The following is a 17,732-nucleotide window of genomic DNA, read 5'->3' on the forward strand; positions in this document are numbered from 1 at the left end:
TTAACCGGATGACAAAATTTGTTATGAACTTAATGAAAAATATGCCGATAAAACAGTCAGCCCATCCTCATAATGAGCAAAAAAGGCAGGCATACCGAATGGGCTTTGCCTGTCCCTTTTCTGTCCGGATATCGGGAGGCATAAGTCAGCGAAAACCGGAAGGAGAACAACAAAAAGCCCATGACAATAAGGAAAATGACACCATGTCAATGAAAAAACACCTGACAAAGTTGCAGCAGGGACAGTCACTGCTGGAAAAAGGTAAGCAGGCGGCAGGCCTGCTGGGGGGTAGCGGTGCCGCCGGCCTGATGAAGAAAGGAGGTCTGACGACATCCGGCGGTTTTGCCGGTCCGCCCGGTGGTGGTCAGGGTCTGGCACAGCAGGCGGCAGTCGGACACAGCGCCGCCACCAAAGTCCTGCAAAAAGCCAGCCAGTTGCTGAGTGGTAGCGACTCTCCCAGTGGCCTGCAATTTACCCTGACGGCCGGCGGTCTGGCACCAGAGACCTTTGTCGTCACGGATTTTACCCTGAACGAGCATTTTTCCCAGCCGTTCCAGCTGGAAGTCGGGCTGGCGAGTGCTGACCCGGCCATCGACTTTCCGGCCGTACTCGACCGCTCTGCTACCCTGACTATCACACAGGATGGGGTTGAAAGCCGGAGTATCACCGGTATCGTTGCCAGTTTTGAACAGGGTAACACCGGGTTGCACCAGACCACCTACCAGATGAGTATTCGCCCGGACCTGTGGCGCACCACCCTGCGTCAGAATTCGCGTATTTTCCAGCAACTGAACATTGCGGCCATTATCACCACCATTCTGAAAGAGCACGGTATCCGTGATGTTGTCTTCAGCCTGCGCCATACCCACCCGGAACGCGAATTTTGTGTCCAGTATCAGGAGAGTGACTTTGCCTTTCTGCAACGGCTGACCGCAGAGGAAGGTATCTTCTACTTTTTTGAATGCGGCAACGGGCGCAATACCCTGGTGTTTGCCGATGATGCCGGCTCTGTACCACCGGGCATCGTGCTGCCCTACCAGCCGGGTGACACCAGTACGCTGGGAGAGCCGGCGGTGAGCCACCTGACACACCGGGCACAGGTCCGCCCGGCCCAGGTGCAGCTCAAAGACTACACCTTCAAAAATCCGGCCTGGCCGGCCGAATTCAGCCAGCAGATGAAGGAAGACACGCTCCAGCAATTGTATTACGAACATTACGACTATCCGGGCCGTTTTAAGGATGAGGCACACGGTAAGGATTTTACCCGCTACCGTCTGGAGGGACTTCGCAACAATGCCGTGACAGGACAAGGCCGTGGTCATGCAATTGCGATCCAACCGGGACGGTTATTCACCCTGTACAACCACCCGCGTGAAGACCTGAACCAGTCCTGGCAGGTGGTGGGGGCGAGTCATGCCGGCAGCCAGCCTCAGGCACTCGAAACTGCTCACAGTGGTACAGGGACTACTCTGAACAGCCAGTTCCACTTTATCCGCCATAACCAGCACTGGCGTCCGGCACTGTTACCGAAACCGGTCATCGACGGCCCACAGATTGCCAAAGTCGTCGGCCCGGCCGGGGAAGAAATCTTCTGTGACCAGTACGGGCGTATCCGTCTCCAGTTTCCGTGGGACCGCTACGGCAAGAGTGACGACCAGAGTTCCTGCTGGATACGGGTGACCCAGCCGTGGGCCGGTCAGGGCTGGGGAATGCTCGCTATCCCGCGTATCGGGCAGGAAGTCGTGGTGGATTTTCTGCACGGTGACCCGGATCAGCCCATCGTCATCGGCCGCACTTACCACGCGAGCAATATCCCGCCGGGCGGGCTACCGGGCAGTAAAACCCAGATGGCCTTTCGTTCCAAGACCCATAAAGGTGAGGGTTATAACGAGCTGCTGTTCGAAGATGCCAAAGGCAGTGAAAAACTGTCACTGCACGCGCAGAAAGACATGGATACCACCGTCCTGAATGACCGCAGTACCCGCGTAATGCACGACCATACCGAAAGTGTCGGCCACAATCAGGCTATCAGTGTACGGGCTGACCGGCATAAAGAAGTGGTCGGCATGGAAGTGAGCAGCATCGGGACACGGCAGGTCACCGTAGAAAAAACCAGCGTCCTCAGCGTCAAAGGACAAATTACTATTCAGTCTACCGAAAGTGGTATCACCCTCGGCAACACCAAAGGGAGTATCGCGATTGATGCCGACGGCAATATCCATATTACCGGTAAGACCGTCATTGTGAACGGACAAGAGGCTATCACCCTGAACTGAGTCCGGGCAGGCCAACTACAGACTGACACCTGCTCAGCCGTATTTTTACGGCGGGCTGAATATCGCTGAATATCAATGATGTAAAAAGAGTGAAAAGGAAAATCATGAGCAAACAACCCTACCAGATGAACGAAGGTATCCTGACCCTGCCTACCGGCTGGCGTGATGAATCGATGCACGTGTTTGTGCTGCCGGATGACAGCGGCGTCAATCTGGTGATTAACCGCACCCCGGTGCCGGCAGGCACGGACAGCGATGCGTATTATGAACAGACACTGGCCCAGTTTGTCACCCACCTGCCGGGGTATCAGGAGCATCAGCGACTGCAAATGGAACTCAGCGGTGACACGGCGTGGCGGCTGGATTACCAGTGGCAAAGTCCGGAGGGGGAAATGCACCAGACGGTGGTGCTGCAAATCCGGGGCAGCCAGTTACTGGCATTTAACCTGACCTCGCCACATCCCTTTAATACCGGGCAGCGGGCAGCCTTACTGACCGTGGTGAGCAGTTTTCAGGCGGCATAAGGAGAGGCTGATATGGGATTAGGTGATGAGATTATTACCCGGATTGCCCGGGTCGGGGCTACCCATGCCCGGCCGCCCCTGCCACCTGGTGGTGGGGCCAGAGGGCCGGCAGCCGCACGCCAGGGCGACCCCATCCAGCATAAGAGTTTCTTTGGTGCTCTGATGGGGGCGGTGGCCGGTGCCCTGATTGGTGCCGCGATTTTCGGGGCCGTGGGATTACTGGTTGCCGGCACCGGCGGGCTAGGGGCGACGCTGATTGTGGCGGCCGCCGGCAGCGGATTAACCTATCTGGCCAGCGATGCCATTGCGGCAGCCAGCTCGGCCGTCACGGACTTTATCGACAGCTTCGGCTCACCGGACGGCGTGCTGGACAGCGGCTCCGGTAACGTCCTTATTGAAGGCAAACCCGCGGCACGGGCTACAGTAGATATGGCTAAATGTAGCAAACACCCGGCACCGCCGCCCCTGATAGCGCAGGGCAGTGAATCCGTGTTTATCAATGGTCAGCCTGCGGCGCGGGTCGGCGACAAGCTGGTCTGTGGGGCTGCCATCAAAGGGGGGGCGGGCAAAGTCTTTATCGGCTCCGGTCAGAGGACTTACCTCAAGGTTGAAGAAGAGTTCTCCGGCTGGCAGCGGGCATTACTGGTGGCGGTGGAATTTCTGGTGCCCCCGACACGCGGGCTGCTCAAAGGGGTCGGCAAACTGCTGACCAAAACCGGCCGGCAGGCGCTGCTGGCCGGCGCAAAGCTGGGGGCCAAAAAAGCCGGCCATGCCCTGAAGGGCAGGCTGATTTGTGCCAAAGCCGCGTTTAAAGCCAATAAAGGGATGAAACGTTTCACTCAGGCCACCAAAAAATTCTTCACAGGTGACCCGATAGACGTGACCACCGGCAGCCTGTTTGACCAGCGCACCGAATTTGAACTGGGCCAGACAATACCCCTGACCTTCACCCGCAGCTGGTCACCGGGATGGCGGGGACTGCTTGGCGAAAACTGGCTGGACAACTTCTCCGAAGCCGTTATCGTGACCGGCGACCGGGTAGAGGTCCTGACACTGGAAGGGGCCTCCCTGCATTTCGCCCTGCCCCACAGCGTTGACCACAGTATCAACCCGGAGCACCCGGAATTTACCCTGAGCCGGCAAAAACAGGGTTTCGTGCTGACCGAGCGTAATCAGCCGGTCAGAAAATACTTTACTCAGCCTGGACTCTCAGTGACGACTGGCACACAGCGCTGGCAACTGGCTGCCCTGCGTGACTGCAACAACAATACCATCGGGTTTCATTACAATGCGCAAGGTCAGCTGCATCGGGTCACCCACAGTGACGGCCCGGCGCTGGTATTGCTGTACCGCGAGGATGGCCTGCTGGCTGATATCCGCCGCAGCGACAGTGGTCTCAGTGACGTGTTGGTGCGCTATGACTATCACGACAATGGCTGGCTGGCGGAAGCGGACAGTACCCAGCAATTTCACCTGTTCTATGAATACAATGCACAGGGGCTGATTAGTCGCTGGTCGGATGGTGACCAGACAGCTGTGGACTATGTGTATGATGCCCAGGGACGCTGCATTGAAAGTGTCGGCAGCGGAGGCTATTACCCCGTCCGGCTGGACTATGAAGCCGGTATTACCCGTTCCACCACACCACAGGGCCATACCACCACCTGGCATTATAATGCCGGACAGCAGGTCACGCAGGTCGAAACCCCATGCGGTCATGTTACCCGGTATGAATATGATGACTGGGGCAACCTGCGCCAGCAGATTTTGCCGGAAGGGCAAATCCTGACGTTAGATTATCTGGTGGATACCGGGCTGGTGACAGCCTTTACTGATGCCACCGGTGCAACCTGGCAATATAACTACGATGAGGCTGACCGACTGACCAGCATGACCGATCCCCTAGGTCGTGTCTGGTGGCAGCAATACAATGATAAGGGTCAGGCCGAATGCTTTATTGCTCCGGACGGCAGCAAAACTACGCTGACCCGCAATGCCTTCGGGTTGGTGACGAAGGCAGAAGATGACGAAGGCAACCAGCGAAACTGGGAATACGATGACCATCAGCGGCTGACCCGGCTGTTTGACGAAGAAAACCGCAGCCTACGGCTCGGTTATGACAGCCATGACCGGTTACAGCGACTGTCATCAGGCGGCGGAGCCTTATGGTTGTGGCAATATGACCGCCATCACCGTATTGCCTTAAGTGACCGTCCCAACAACAGTCTGGAGCGCTTCCGCCATGACCGCCATGGTAACCTGACCCGGTGGACAGATGCCCGGGGCGTGGAATGGCAGATTGAATACGGCCCGTTTGACCTGCCTGTCGGACGTGTCGACGGAGAAGGTCATCGCTGGCAGTACCGTTATGACCCGGACAGCCTGCAATTACGGGAAGTGATTAATCCGCAAGGGGAAAGCTACGGTTATCAGCTGGATGCCGACGGACGGGTGACCACGGAGACTGATTACGCCGGCACCCAGTGGCATTATGCCTATGACGGCAATGGCAACTGTACGGAAAAACGGGATGCGCTGAATAATGTCACCCGCTATGACTATGATGCCAGTGGGCAGATGACCGCGATGCACACACCGGAAGGCAGTACCACTTACGCTTACGATATACTGGGTCGTCTGCTTGAGGTGACGGCACCAGACGCTGAACCGCTGACCTTTGAATACGATGACAAAGGCCGTCTGGTCAGAGAAATTCAGCCTTATGGTGAAATCCGGTGTGAGTATCCCGACAGTGCCACAACAGAACGAACCCTTCACCTGCCCGATGGCCGGCGCTGGAAAGCCGGTACGCAGGTCAATAAGGTGGGTGAACTTAACCTGCTCAGTCTCAGCGGTAAACAGACACTTTCGCTTGAACGGGATGAAGACGGACACGAATGGCATCGCCAGTCAGACAAGGGTTTTATCCTGCGTCAGGAACACTCATTGATGGGGCAACTGACCGCTCAGCGTGCCGGACGCAATACCGAGTTTTTTGCTGCCCATGAAGTGGCGGATATCCCCCAGCCGACACTGGCGGGACTGGACCGGGAATATCGTTACGATGCGGCACTGAATCTGGTGGCTGCCAATGATGAACGGCAATGGCTGCGCTATGTGGTCAACGGCAACGGTCAGGTGACTTCGGTCAGTGATGGCGACCAGCTGCGGGAGCATTATCAGTATGATGCCTGCGGTTACCCCGCCCGCCGTTTTGACGGTCGCCACGATATTGATAACGAACGACTTTACCAGAAAGGACACCGGCTACGACAAGCAGGTCAGCATCTGTTTGAATACGATGATGCTGGCCGGATGACCGCCATGCAGTTGTGGCAGGAAGGCCATCGCCCACAACTGACCAACTTTCGCTGGAACAGCCAGAATCAGCTTATCGGGCTACAGACTCCGGGCGGCCAGCAGTGGGATTATCGCTACGATGCCTTCGGGCGGCGTACCGAGAAAGTGTGTGAACGGGCCGGCCTGCGTACCACCTATCTGTGGGACGGAGATGTGCCGGCCGAAATTCGGGAGTACCGGCATCACCGGCTGTACAGCATCCGGCATCTGGTCTTTGACGGCTGGCAGTTGCTGGCACAACAGGTGCAGTTCTTTACTCTGAACCCGGAAGACCGTACTGAACTGCTGGGCGGAAAAATCCAGACCCAGTATGCGGTGTGCGCCCCGACCGGGGAACCGCTGGCGCTGTTTGATGAAGCCGGGCATCGGGTCTGGCGGCAACCGCTGCAAAGCCTGTACGGACTACAACTAGGGACGGCCGGTGAAAATGTGGAACTTAATCCGGGGTTAAAATTTGCGGGTCAATTTCTCGACGAGGAGAGCGGGCTGGTCTACAATCGATTCCGGTATTATTTGCCTGTGGCTGGGTGTTATTTAACCCCCGATCCGTTGGGAATACGGGGTGGAGAAAACATTTATATATATGGCTCTAATCCATGTACTCAAATTGATCCATTTGGGCTAGCGGCAAGTGATTATCCTTGGAATCAGCAAAAAATTAGCTTTGGAGAATGGTTTGATAAAGCATCAGTAGGCGATGTTACTGCAGCAATGTCTAATAAAGCTGTTAAACCAGGGATAACAGATGCATTACGTAATGGCGGAGCCGCTCATGAATGGTTCCCAGTATCAATGGCAGCTAAGTCTAAAGAATTAGGCTTTAAATATAGTGAGTTATTGGAGCTTTCGTCTCCACGTTCAGATGTATGGTTCCAAGGTGTTCCAGATCCTAAAAATCCCGGTGTCTTTTTAGAAGGGCCACATTCCACCGGCGCTAAATTACCTGCTGGGCAATCAGGTAGGGCGAGTTCTAATGGTCATAAAATTTTATTTGCACAATTAGAGAACGCCAAAACAAAAAGCGAAGCAGTAAAGGTGATTCAATCATTTGCGAAGCAGTATGTAAAAGATGGTGCGCGTCTTATGAGCCAAATAAATTTTAGTGCTATAAAATGTTAGGAGTATTAATAATGAGTCAAAAAACCACATATCCTATAAGTATATGGATTGGTACAGTTGATAACAGATTTGATGACTATATAAATCAAGATGAGTTTGGTGAGGAATGCGGTTTTTGCCAAGATATAGGACAAGAATATGATGTTGATACCTTCTCCACCTATTTTGTTGATAATCCTATAAATATAAAAGAAATAATTGATGAAATTCCTTTCAGTGAGTCATATGAAAATGAGCTATTGGTAAAATGCAACGAATTAAATATTACCAATGCTAACTGTTATGTATCAATACTAGATGAGTCATTTGAATTTGAAGAAAAAAATAAAGATTTTTGTGGGTTAAAGTTTGTCGGTGTTTTCAATTACCAACTTCCAGATATTTGGTATGAAAATAATATAATTTAAATTAATTACAGAGGCTGAGTTGATATTATTTAGCCTCTATTTTTGTAACTAATTACTCTATTTTACGCCAAGAAGATTATGGTCAGGCATCATCATAATAACATGATATATAGTGGTAAATGTGGAAAATGACAACTGAGAATCGAGTGCATTTATGGATTGGAAATAATTTTTCCTCTGAAGACGAATATATAAAATATTTTGAGTTGGATTATTCTGTTGAAGGTAATTTTGATGATCCTAACTATAAACTTTGTCAGTTTTGTAAGGACGTTGGTCTTCAATGGTATGAAGATGATTTTATAGGAATAATTCCACGCTACGATGAAAGTGTTTCTATAGATGAAATTTTAGTTGATGCTGCTGTTGATCAAGATGAATTTCAATCAATAAAAGACATATGTGAGAAGTTAGGAATAAAAGAAGCAAATGCCATATTTTGGTATCAAGATTCAGAACTACACATAAATCCCCCATATAAAGAACAATACAATGATATGAAATATATAGGATTATTTAAGGGTGATTAATTTATTGAGCGATGGCTATGATGAGATGGAAATATTAAATTGGAACAAATCATTAAATGAATCTTTGATCAAAAAAGAACTCATGGAGTGGGTTAAAAATGAACTATAAAAGTAACTCATTCATAAATATATTTTTGTGGTAATTTTAATAACGCTAGCATGATTGTTAGCGTTATTTTTTGACTATAGATTATATCCAACACCACCACCATAAATTTTGAAAAGGACGACAATACATGATAAAACCAATGCAAAACACAATAACTTTTACGGAAGGCTGGTTTCTTTTTATTAATGGCGAGATCCCTTTCTATTGCGATCATGGATGCACTGTCACCGATTTTTCGGAGGCAGGAAACCTAATCGGTTATAATAAAAAAAACGGGATCTACTTCAAATTCGCCTATGAATCCTCTGAAATCAGCGGGTATGAACCTCTGCCGGGAACCTATGTTCTGACCATCAGAAAATACAATTACACCTACAATTCCGGTTATTATGGCCGTTGTGTTTATGCGGAAGTGAAACAGACCCAATGCCCGAAAGAGTTTAAAAATATCATGACGGATATGCTAAAAATGTCGGCGGAACAATCCACGTTTGAAGAAGTAAAACGACCGAAATCACAGGGAGAATGCACACCTCAGTTACAGCAATGTATTCAGGATTTTTTTACTGGCGTCAAGAAAGATCGCACGGATGAAATCATGGCCTTAATCAGGTCTCCCACGAATAAAGACGAAGAGGACGATATTCGTTATCTTCGTGAACTGTACTGTGGGAGCTATGAAAGCCCCTATCAGAGAGATGATTTAGTTAAAAGTGAAATACATAAAAAAGTCGTCTCAGAGATCTACCGCTATTTTGACTCGCTCGATAAGACAAGAAAACTGGAAAATGGCCGGGATCTTTTTTCCTTTCTTTTCAGTTCAAAAAAATATGATATCAGTATCATTGTGCCTAAAAATGTGAGCTTATGTGATGTGTTTATGAATATGAGCTATCTTCAGGATGAAAAAATCATGTGATAAAGCATCTACCTTCCAGTGTGGCCTGTATCCATAGAAATAGCAGGCCATGTTACCCACGTTTATACAGGATGGTCGGGATCAACCTGTAACCCCCGCGCCAGATAGAGGCTCGGCGGCACGACCCGGAACAGCGCTTCGATTTTTTTCGCCAGTACCACGCCTTCGGTATAGCAGCGCGGGAGTTTACTGGCAGAGAGCAACACGGCTTTTTGTTCTTCGTTGTGTTTTTTGAAACGGGCGATTTGCTCCACTTCATCCGGGGGCATGGTGAGACACAGCCACCATTCCGCCATATTCAGCATTTTTTCAGCCGTATCCGGGTAGTCGGCAAGGTTCTGTGTGGCCAGCCACAGCCAGGCCCCCAGTTTACGCCACATTTTCACGACCTTGGTCATATAAGGGGACAGCAATGGGTTGGTGGTAGTGATATGCCCTTCGTCTATCACCAGTTGCAGTTCCCTGTCCTGATACTGGTCGCGTTCGGCCAGATTATTGACGGTGTTAATCAGTGACACCATCGCCAGTGCCATCTGTGCCGAGTAATTCTCACGTGCCAACGTCCCCAAATCAATTAACGTCACATCCACTTCCGGCCACGGGGTGCCGGGGCGGTTAAACAATTCACCTTCAAAACCCTGTGTGAACATAGACATGGCCCCGGCCATTTCATCCGCCCGTGCCCGACGGGGTGCCGTGATTAAGGGCTGGCCGTGTTCATCCTGCCGATGGTTACGGGCGATGGTATACAGCGCGGTTTGTAAATCCGAGGCTACCATTTGACGCCCTGCCTCATAACTGGTCTGCGCGGCCAGCATAATCGCTTCACGGATCAAACCGCGGTCAGAACGGGTCAGACGTTCTTCCTCTTTTTTCTCACCACCGGTGATCATCAGCCGGGCGGCAATTTCCATCTCGCCCAGAATATCACGCTGTTCATCGCCCTCTTCCTGCGCTTCTTCCGTCTCCGGAATATCGGCCTCATTGATCCGTAATTGTTTCGGGCTGAGTTGCAGCAACTGATGCGCATCTGCAAACAAGGCCAGACTGACACCACAACCCGGTTTGATGCCGATTTTATTCATCGTCAACCCCAGACTTTCATAGTAATCGGCCAGTAAGCCAAAACTGTTCCCCGCTTCGACAATAAACAGACGCGGACGGTGGATCGCCATCAGTTGTACCAGCGAAGCACACAACGTGGCGGATTTGCCTGCCCCGGTCGGGCCGAACAGCAATAAGTGCGCGTTTTGGGTGCGATCCTGTTTGTTCATTGGATCAAAGGTCAGCGGTGCTCCACCCCGGTTAAAGAAACTGAAGCCCGGATGCCCGGTGCCGGTTGAGCGTCCGGTGACCGGCATCAGTCCTGCCAGATGCTGGACCCACGTCAGACGGCTGTACCAGTGTTTTTTATCTTTCTGCGGGTTAAAGCCCATCGGCAACGCCCGTAAATAAGCATTCAGCGGGGACACACTGAATTCAGGTCGCACGGGCTGTAATCCGGCGCTCAGTAATGTGGAAGATAACTGATGCACCCGCTGGTTCAGATTATCTAAATCCTGACCGCGCACCAGAAAGGTCAGTGCACTGCGGTACAGTTTATGGCGTCGCCCCAGTAATTCCTTCACGGCCTGTACATCCTGCCGGACGCGCAGTGATTCGGTATTTTCCCCTACGGCATTTTTTGCCAGTCGGGTGAAGCTTTCTTCCAGTGTATCCTGTGCCTGCGCCACAATGGTCAGCGTGACCACCGTGCCTTCCGGCATCATATCCATCAGCGCATTGATATGGTCGCCCCGTTTCACTTCCCCTGTCAGGGTGCCCGGCTCGGACGGACGCCGCAGGCGCTCGACCGGCACCGCTTTATGCGGCAGACCGTCAAACCACCAGACACCGTTCTCAGGATCTGACACCGGCGGGGTAAACCACAGGCTTTCGGTAAAGTCATTATTCACCGGGAGATCGGATGGTGTAGGTGTTTCATAACTTACCGTGCGGTAGAAATCGGCTTTTGTCATACCCCAGTCCGGCGCGGGATTAAAATGACGCAGTAACCAACTGTGAATTTGTTCGCCCTGTTGCCGGGTTGCCATAATACCGGCTGATGCCAGTGATGATATCAGTCGTTCGCAGACCTGATTGAGTGCTGCCACCGACGATACCGTTTGAGGGTGAGCCTTCGATTTATGCGCAGGCAACCAGCGGTAAACGACCATGCGCGTCTGGCGCTGCTGCCCTCGCCACGGTTGCCCGGTGATTAAGCTGTCCTGAAATATCCCGTCAGGCTGGGCAATACTGTTCAGGTGACGTGCTGATTCTGCCAGAAAAGCGTCAGTAAAGGCTGTGCCCTGCGCCCACGGTTTCACATAGTCACGTAACGTATTGAGATAATTGTCAGGATCATCTTCATCCTGACAAAAAAACTGTACCACCCACGGCGAAATATCGTCCTCGTCCAGACTGTCCTGAATGGCATCTTCCAGTTGTCACGAATTTCAAGCAACCGTTCAGCTGGACGCCCTTCGGTGGCAATGGGTTCAATCTGATAGACGGCCCCCACGGACACACCATCATCCAGCAATAAACACTGCCCGTCTTCCAGATATTCCACCCAGGGCAGGTAGTCGATAATGGACGGATTCGCCCGGTAAATCGCGGCTTCATCTGTTTCGCTCAGTGTGCCGGGACGATGCAATGGGTTTGGATTATCCATTACCGTGCCTCCGTGCGTTCACCCGGCAAGGCATACTGCACCTGCTGATAAAACGGAAACACTGTGCTGTAGCCGGAGGCGGAATCGAAAAGAATTATAACTTGTTGAATAGTATAAGTCTATAACCTTGCCTTCCTTTTATGCCCCTTTTAATGCCCCTAAGTTTTTTTGCTTGCTTTTTGTTCTATATCTTACTGATTTTTCTTATTTATATTACTAATTGTGTACTTTTAAATCATCTTAAAGCAAAAAAGCCGTGAGGGTTGAAAATGGTCAAATTGGGCTGCCATTTTACGCTCAGGGCTTAAGATAAAAAATGTTCATTTTTACGAAGTCGATCACAAATTACAGCAGGTTATTCCTGTGGCTTAGAGCGGGCTTTCCTTTCTAATAATTCTCCGGTATGAGAATCGAAATAACGGCTGGGCCAGATCTCTGAGGGATGGATGCCAAGGTAATTTGCGATAATCCATTCGCCTTTCGGCCACGGTCTGCTGAATGCATTTGCTAATGTTGATGAACTGAGTCCTGCTTCGCGGGAAACCGCCGCTAAGGTTGTACCCCGTTTACGTAATGCAGCAATAATATCGGCCTGATGCCAGTCATTTTGAACATTGTTGTTATTCATTCCTGCTACCCCTTCCATTAATTAATATTGATGGTGGCGATTCAAGCAGGGTTCGCAATACCGGAGATCAACCAATCCGGCGAGGCCGAAGCCTCCCCCACCTGAACCGCCATAGAAAAGGCGAACGCAGGCGCACTGGCAGAAACATCCTACCAGTGGGTTGATCATTACAGGGTTGCGAATCCCCGACCATCGGATTTTGCCAATGGCGGGAATACTTTAACTGATTGTTTTACCTAACACAATAATCGAACGGTTAAGTTTAACGGTTATTCCTCCTCTCAGAGCGCATAAACTCAGGGGATAATACGGACGACTAATCAATCTTTATTGTTTGTTCTCGTTCGTGATCGCTTCGCTATCCGTATTTTCCCTGTGATTTTCAGACTAACTTTATTCATTTAGAAACATTTTCCCTGCGTGTCGGTTAGATTCACCGTTCCGTGGTGCGTCAGATAATGTGTAGCAGGGCGAGGGTTATGTTGAGTTTTTGCAGGAGTTCGCTGCGTGCTCAGCACGGCGATGGTTTACTCCCCGTTCAGTGCCTGATTCAATCAGGATGAACGCCTCATTATTCGTGACGTATGATATCTCCTTTCTTTACTGCATCGGCCTATTACAAGGCGGTGAGTGAAAAACAAACGAAATAAGTGAATTAAGGCAGAAAAATGCCAATGAAAAGTGGTGACACTGAGTAATACGGGGTTCAAATCGGTCGTAAAGCCAGACCGGACGTGCTCTGGACGTTGGCCGCCCGGCGGCGTCACTTGGTAATCGCTCCGCTTCAACGCAAGTGACGCCGCGAAGTTTTCGGAACGTTTACCGTACGTTAATCAAAGCATAGGTAAAAATCGTACAGAACACATTGTGATTGTGGCAGGGGCTATTGCCCTGCATGAATGAAAAGCCGGTGTATAACAAGACCGGGAGACTTTCACCGCCAGACGATGGGTTAGGTGTCTGACGATATCTGCTTTCAAAAGTGTGCAGATGTACCGCATTGTATGCACTCCCTTGCAGGCTACGGGAGTTAATGAGATGGTCTTCCCCACCTTGTGAACCATACTCTTTATAGAGTATTTTTTCTGGAGAGTCCATCATGCAAAACGTCACCCTTATTGGTATCGATCTCGGCAAGCATTCTTTCCATATCCATTGTCAGGACAAATTCGGCAAGACTATGCTGCGTAAAAAATTTACCCGCCCAAAATTAATGGAATTTTTAGCTGGGTGTACATCGACTACCGTCGTGATGGAAGCTTGTGCGGGTGCACATTTTCTGGCTCGTCGGATCGCTGATTTAGGCCATGATGCGAAGCTGATATCTCCGCAGTTTGTTCGTCCTTTTGTCAAAAGTAACAAAAATGATTTCGTTGATGCAGAGGCGATATGTGAAGCGGCATCACGCCCCTCAATGCGTTTTGTCCAGCCGAGAACGGAGACGCAACAGGCGATGAGAGCACTGCATCGTGTCAGAGAATCACTCATCAAAGATAAGGTAAAGACCACTAACCAAATGCACGCCTTTTTGCTGGAGTTTGGTATCAGTCTGCCAAAAGGCGAGGCGGTCATTAAACGGTTATCTCTGGTTCTGGCAGAACACGACGTGCCCGATTATCTGAGCCGTTTACTGATGAAATTACATGCCCACTACCTTTATCTTGTCGAGCAAATAACCACGTTGGAATTAGAATTAAAACAGTCCATCAAAGCGGACGATGCGACTCAACGCATGATGACAATACCGGGGGTAGGACCCATTACCGCCAGCCTACTTTCATCCCAGCTTGGTGACGGAAAACAATTTTCATGCAGCCGGGATTTTGCGGCTTCGATGGGGCTTGTTCCCCGACAATACAGTACAGGGGGAAAACCGACTCTGCTGGGTATCAGCAAACGCGGCAACAAAAATTTGCGCCGATTGCTGGTTCAATGCGCCCGGGCGTTTATGATGCGGCTTGAGCATCAGCATGGGAGACTTGCCGAGTGGGTTCAGGCACAACTGAGCAAGAAACATTCGAATGTGGTTGCCTGTGCATTGGCTAATAAGCTGGCAAGAATAGCCTGGGCAATCACTACTCGACAAAATGAGTATCAGGCCTAATAGAGGCTGGCTGATTCAATAACTTGATGATTAAACAGTGAAATACACGTTACCTATCTGGTTTTGCGAAGACTGATTATTGATGACATGAACGGCCAATCGGCCTGATGAATAACCTAAGAAACAAAATGGCTCATTGAAGCCGGGGAGTTTTTAAGGTTCATCAGGCGCAGAACTCATCGTGGCGCGGGTATCCATACTCATAGAGACGCCGGATAGATTTAAGCAAGCCAACCATACATCAAAATGAGTGTTGCAAAAACGGGGAAGACCATAGATTTATTTCGCCACCCGAAGGCGATCCTGACAGGCGATGGATCGTTTTTGTAAGAAGAGATATTAGCTATTGGGTAATATGCAGTCAATAGTCTGCAATAACTGAAAGCATATTACTTTAAGCTGATATTATATAATCACTCACTAGAATAAATAATAATAATTTAATTACGATGATTTATTTTATCATGATAATTTATCTATTAAATGGATAAATTATCACTAACTCTTTCATAACATTTAAAAAATAATTATTTTGTTCTTTACTTCCAACAGATATCCTTAATCCACAATCATCATAGGATTTAACTTCTATTCCTTTATCGAACAAATAGTTATAATAAAAACATGTTTTCTTTCCTGTATGTAACCAAATGAAATTTGCTTGACTGTCCGAAACTAAAAAGCCAAGATCTATTAATTCATTATTAAGTTTATTTCTTTCAGTTATTGTATTTTTAATGTTTGATTTTATTTTATGAATATTATTTAAAGCAGAGCAAGCAGCAACACTAGATATAGAGTTCACATTGTTGGGAAGTGTTTTATTTTCTAATAGATTAATAATTTCCTTACTCGCAATGCAATAACCGATCCTTAATCCAGCCAAACCGAAAGATTTTGAAAATGACCTAACTATTATTAAATTATTATAGCTTTTTAATAAAGGCAGTGAATCAAAATGTTCATTAGCATAGTCTATATAAACCTCATCTAGAATAATATATTTATTTTTAGGTAAGCATTTAAGTAAAACATCTATTTTAGGAATCGATAATAATTCTCCTGTTGGATTGTGTGGATTACATAGTATAACTATGTCAGATGAGTTTGAATTTATTAACCCATTGAAATCTTGGCTGCCATTTTCAAATAGAGGGATTAAATTTTCGTTCAAATTTAAAGAATTCATCATGTATTTAAACCCATCAAAGCATGGGGTTGAAAATGTAACACTAGTAATATCTAATGTGCTCAAAATTTTAAATATAACATCAGCAGCACCATTTCCAATATAAATATTATCCCTATTTATTTTATGATATTCAGCCAATCGATTTGATATGTTAAGATCTTTAGGATAACGATTTAAGTATGGAAGAACCTTAAAAATATCGTTACTTATTTCATTCAAGTTATTGAATGGAGACTCATTTTTAGAAAGGTCTATTCTATTCATAGCATGTTAATCCTAATGCAGTGAGTGGGTCATTATTTTTAATAATTACTGTTAAGCTATATGTAAAAATGGATAATTAATATTATTTATAAGGTATTAAGTTAATCAAGTTAATTCCAAGTGACATTTTCATTTAATCTAAACCATTCACCAACTTCTTGAACTTGTAAAGTAACTGGATATATAGCATTTATCAAAGGAATTGCAGAGTGAGAACTAATTCCAACAAACCAAATATGTTCTTCACTATTCATTTTGTTATTAAACAAACGGTAATTCTTGGTTATAGTTGCTTTTTTGAGAAATTCTTTTTTATTGAAGAAAACTTCATTGTCATTATCATTTATATAAAAACTTGGATATTCTCTACCTGTCGCAAGTATTATTGTATCAAATAGTTCTGAGCCATCCTGCCAAAAAACATTCCATTTTTCTTCTTTTATAATTTTATTAACAACTCCATTACGTAATTTTATCTTATTATCAATTAATTTTTCAAGCAATATTTCAGCACTTTGTATTGAGCAGGCTCCCATATATCTATCGATTATTGGCATGCATTGATTAATAAATTTATTTTTAACATCAATATCTTGAGTTAATAACAACTCGTTCAATTTGTCTATCACTTCTACCATGATATCTTGCCAATATATTTTTCCATCCAATGCTAAATTTAACTCTTCACTTAATCTATCTATGGGGATAATTTCTCTTGACACTTGAGAATAAACTGGGTTTTTGAAGTTTTTAATCAAACTTTTATTTATTTCATTAATTATTTTTTTTCCTAATCTACGGTCCTTAAAATTTATTTTTTCAAAACTATTCTTGTTTAATATGCTTGTTCTTAGTGGAACTGTATGTCCTCTAACTGCTGGTATTTCGCCAGAAGGTGATAACATGGTAACAATATGTTTATTTTTTGCAAGGTGAATAGATGTTTCTATAGCTGATAATTTAGAACCTATAACTAATACATTTGAGTTTCTAGGTGATTTTTCTATTACCTTTTTCAAAGGGTATGGATTTATATAAAATGTTTCTTGTTTTAGATGTTTTTCAAACATTGATGGAATTCTATTATTTGCATATCCAGAACAAACAACTATAGCATCTGTTAAGTGTTCTTTATTATTTTCTGTTTTAATAAGGTAAGGTGAGTTACTGTAGTTAATACATTGAACTTTATCTTTAATATGTTTTATTACTATTCCTTTACTAAGCGCTACTCCATAAAACAACTCATATCTCTTCTTAATATATAGTTCAACTAAACTGCGAGGAACAAAATCATCTACAGTAACAGATTCACCGATAGAGATTAAAAATAATAAGAAATCATTTTGATTATTGGGTACAATGCTAATACTACCTACTGATGTGTTACAAATCATTTCCTTGCTAGCTTCTGAGAATGCTTCTGAATATCCCATTTCATTTGGAGATATAAAAGTAATGTTTTTTACGTTACTATACATAATTAAAGAAATGAATGTAGCAATACCAGATACTCCATTACCTATTATAGTGATATTATCAAATTGCATAATTATATTTTACTCAGTTTAATATTAAAAAATTATC

Annotated in this window: 11 protein-coding genes and 2 pseudogenes; 7 read left to right on the top strand and 6 right to left on the bottom strand. The window is 46.8% G+C overall.

Annotation, left to right across the window (positions count from 1 at the left end):
- Positions 1-203: 203 nt before the first annotated feature.
- From tssI to BDE27_RS01150, 6 genes are all read left to right on the top strand, one after another.
- Positions 204-2,276: a type VI secretion system tip protein TssI/VgrG gene (gene tssI, locus BDE27_RS01125; protein ID WP_099133996.1), complete on the top strand. Its 2,073-nt coding sequence runs from the start codon at positions 204-206 to the stop codon at positions 2,274-2,276.
- Positions 2,277-2,380: 104 nt separating this feature from the next.
- A complete protein-coding gene (locus tag BDE27_RS01130) occupies positions 2,381-2,800 on the top strand; it encodes a DUF1795 domain-containing protein (RefSeq protein ID WP_099133992.1) in 420 nt (139 codons plus the stop codon).
- Positions 2,801-2,812: 12 nt separating this feature from the next.
- Positions 2,813-7,279: an RHS repeat-associated core domain-containing protein gene (locus BDE27_RS01135; RefSeq protein ID WP_244208655.1), complete on the top strand. Its 4,467-nt coding sequence runs from the start codon at positions 2,813-2,815 to the stop codon at positions 7,277-7,279.
- A gap of 11 nt (positions 7,280-7,290) precedes the next feature.
- Positions 7,291-7,686, top strand: coding sequence for an immunity 22 family protein (locus BDE27_RS01140; RefSeq protein WP_167450508.1), 396 nt, complete (start codon positions 7,291-7,293; stop codon positions 7,684-7,686).
- Between the two features lie 128 nt (positions 7,687-7,814).
- Positions 7,815-8,216 carry an immunity 22 family protein gene (locus BDE27_RS01145; RefSeq protein WP_099123215.1) on the top strand — a complete coding sequence of 134 codons (402 nt, stop codon included), beginning with the start codon at positions 7,815-7,817 and terminating at the stop codon, positions 8,214-8,216.
- A 248-nt stretch (positions 8,217-8,464) separates the two neighbouring features.
- Entirely contained in the window at positions 8,465-9,244 is a 780-nt protein-coding gene (locus tag BDE27_RS01150; RefSeq protein ID WP_244208656.1) for a hypothetical protein, read from the top strand.
- An 89-nt stretch (positions 9,245-9,333) separates the two neighbouring features.
- Here BDE27_RS01150 and BDE27_RS01155 read toward each other — a convergent pair.
- From BDE27_RS01155 to BDE27_RS01170, 4 genes and pseudogenes are all read right to left on the bottom strand, one after another.
- Positions 9,334-11,957, bottom strand: a pseudogene (locus BDE27_RS01155) (conjugative transfer ATPase); the annotation flags it as partial.
- Positions 11,957-12,031: pseudogene (locus BDE27_RS01160) on the bottom strand (TIGR03751 family conjugal transfer lipoprotein); the annotation flags it as partial. The pseudogenes BDE27_RS01160 and BDE27_RS01155, both read right to left, overlap by 1 nt.
- 281 nt (positions 12,032-12,312) lie before the next feature.
- Positions 12,313-12,585 (bottom strand): helix-turn-helix domain-containing protein, encoded by a 273-nt coding sequence (locus tag BDE27_RS01165; protein WP_143707543.1) that lies wholly within the window; start codon positions 12,583-12,585, stop codon positions 12,313-12,315.
- An 819-nt stretch (positions 12,586-13,404) separates the two neighbouring features.
- Positions 13,405-13,686, bottom strand: coding sequence for a hypothetical protein (locus tag BDE27_RS01170; protein WP_120211291.1), 282 nt, complete (start codon positions 13,684-13,686; stop codon positions 13,405-13,407).
- On the opposite strand from BDE27_RS01170, the gene BDE27_RS01175 reads away from it, so the two are divergent.
- Positions 13,685-14,689: an IS110 family RNA-guided transposase gene (locus BDE27_RS01175; protein ID WP_099134140.1), complete on the top strand. Its 1,005-nt coding sequence runs from the start codon at positions 13,685-13,687 to the stop codon at positions 14,687-14,689. The genes BDE27_RS01170 and BDE27_RS01175 overlap by 2 nt on opposite strands.
- 472 nt (positions 14,690-15,161) lie before the next feature.
- Here BDE27_RS01175 and BDE27_RS01180 read toward each other — a convergent pair whose 3' ends face one another.
- Positions 15,162-16,145: a pyridoxal phosphate-dependent aminotransferase gene (locus BDE27_RS01180; RefSeq protein WP_099133134.1), complete on the bottom strand. Its 984-nt coding sequence runs from the start codon at positions 16,143-16,145 to the stop codon at positions 15,162-15,164.
- A 110-nt stretch (positions 16,146-16,255) separates the two neighbouring features.
- The gene (locus BDE27_RS19560) at positions 16,256-17,695 is read right to left on the bottom strand and encodes an FAD/NAD(P)-binding protein (RefSeq protein ID WP_099133135.1); all 1,440 of its coding nucleotides are present in this window, start codon (positions 17,693-17,695) and stop codon (positions 16,256-16,258) included.
- Between the last annotated feature and the right edge of the window lie 37 nt (positions 17,696-17,732).

The sequence above is a fragment of the Xenorhabdus ehlersii genome (genome assembly GCF_003610465.1).
Taxonomy (GTDB): domain Bacteria; phylum Pseudomonadota; class Gammaproteobacteria; order Enterobacterales; family Enterobacteriaceae; genus Xenorhabdus; species Xenorhabdus ehlersii.

Excerpts from the sequence above, each read along its gene's own strand:
- BDE27_RS01150 (WP_244208656.1), top strand. The coding sequence starts at position 8,465 with ATGCAAAACACAATAACTTTTACGGAAGGCTGGTTTCTTTTTATTAAT.
- BDE27_RS01135 (WP_244208655.1), top strand. The coding sequence starts at position 2,813 with ATGGGATTAGGTGATGAGATTATTACCCGGATTGCCCGGGTCGGGGCT.
- BDE27_RS01180 (WP_099133134.1), bottom strand. The coding sequence starts at position 16,145 with ATGAATAGAATAGACCTTTCTAAAAATGAGTCTCCATTCAATAACTTG.
- BDE27_RS01140 (WP_167450508.1), top strand. The coding sequence starts at position 7,291 with ATGAGTCAAAAAACCACATATCCTATAAGTATATGGATTGGTACAGTT.
- BDE27_RS01145 (WP_099123215.1), top strand. The coding sequence starts at position 7,815 with ATGACAACTGAGAATCGAGTGCATTTATGGATTGGAAATAATTTTTCC.
- BDE27_RS19560 (WP_099133135.1), bottom strand. The coding sequence starts at position 17,695 with ATGCAATTTGATAATATCACTATAATAGGTAATGGAGTATCTGGTATT.
- BDE27_RS01175 (WP_099134140.1), top strand. The coding sequence starts at position 13,685 with ATGCAAAACGTCACCCTTATTGGTATCGATCTCGGCAAGCATTCTTTC.
- tssI (WP_099133996.1), top strand. The coding sequence starts at position 204 with ATGTCAATGAAAAAACACCTGACAAAGTTGCAGCAGGGACAGTCACTG.
- BDE27_RS01165 (WP_143707543.1), bottom strand. The coding sequence starts at position 12,585 with ATGAATAACAACAATGTTCAAAATGACTGGCATCAGGCCGATATTATT.
- BDE27_RS01170 (WP_120211291.1), bottom strand. The coding sequence starts at position 13,686 with ATGATGGACTCTCCAGAAAAAATACTCTATAAAGAGTATGGTTCACAA.
- BDE27_RS01130 (WP_099133992.1), top strand. The coding sequence starts at position 2,381 with ATGAGCAAACAACCCTACCAGATGAACGAAGGTATCCTGACCCTGCCT.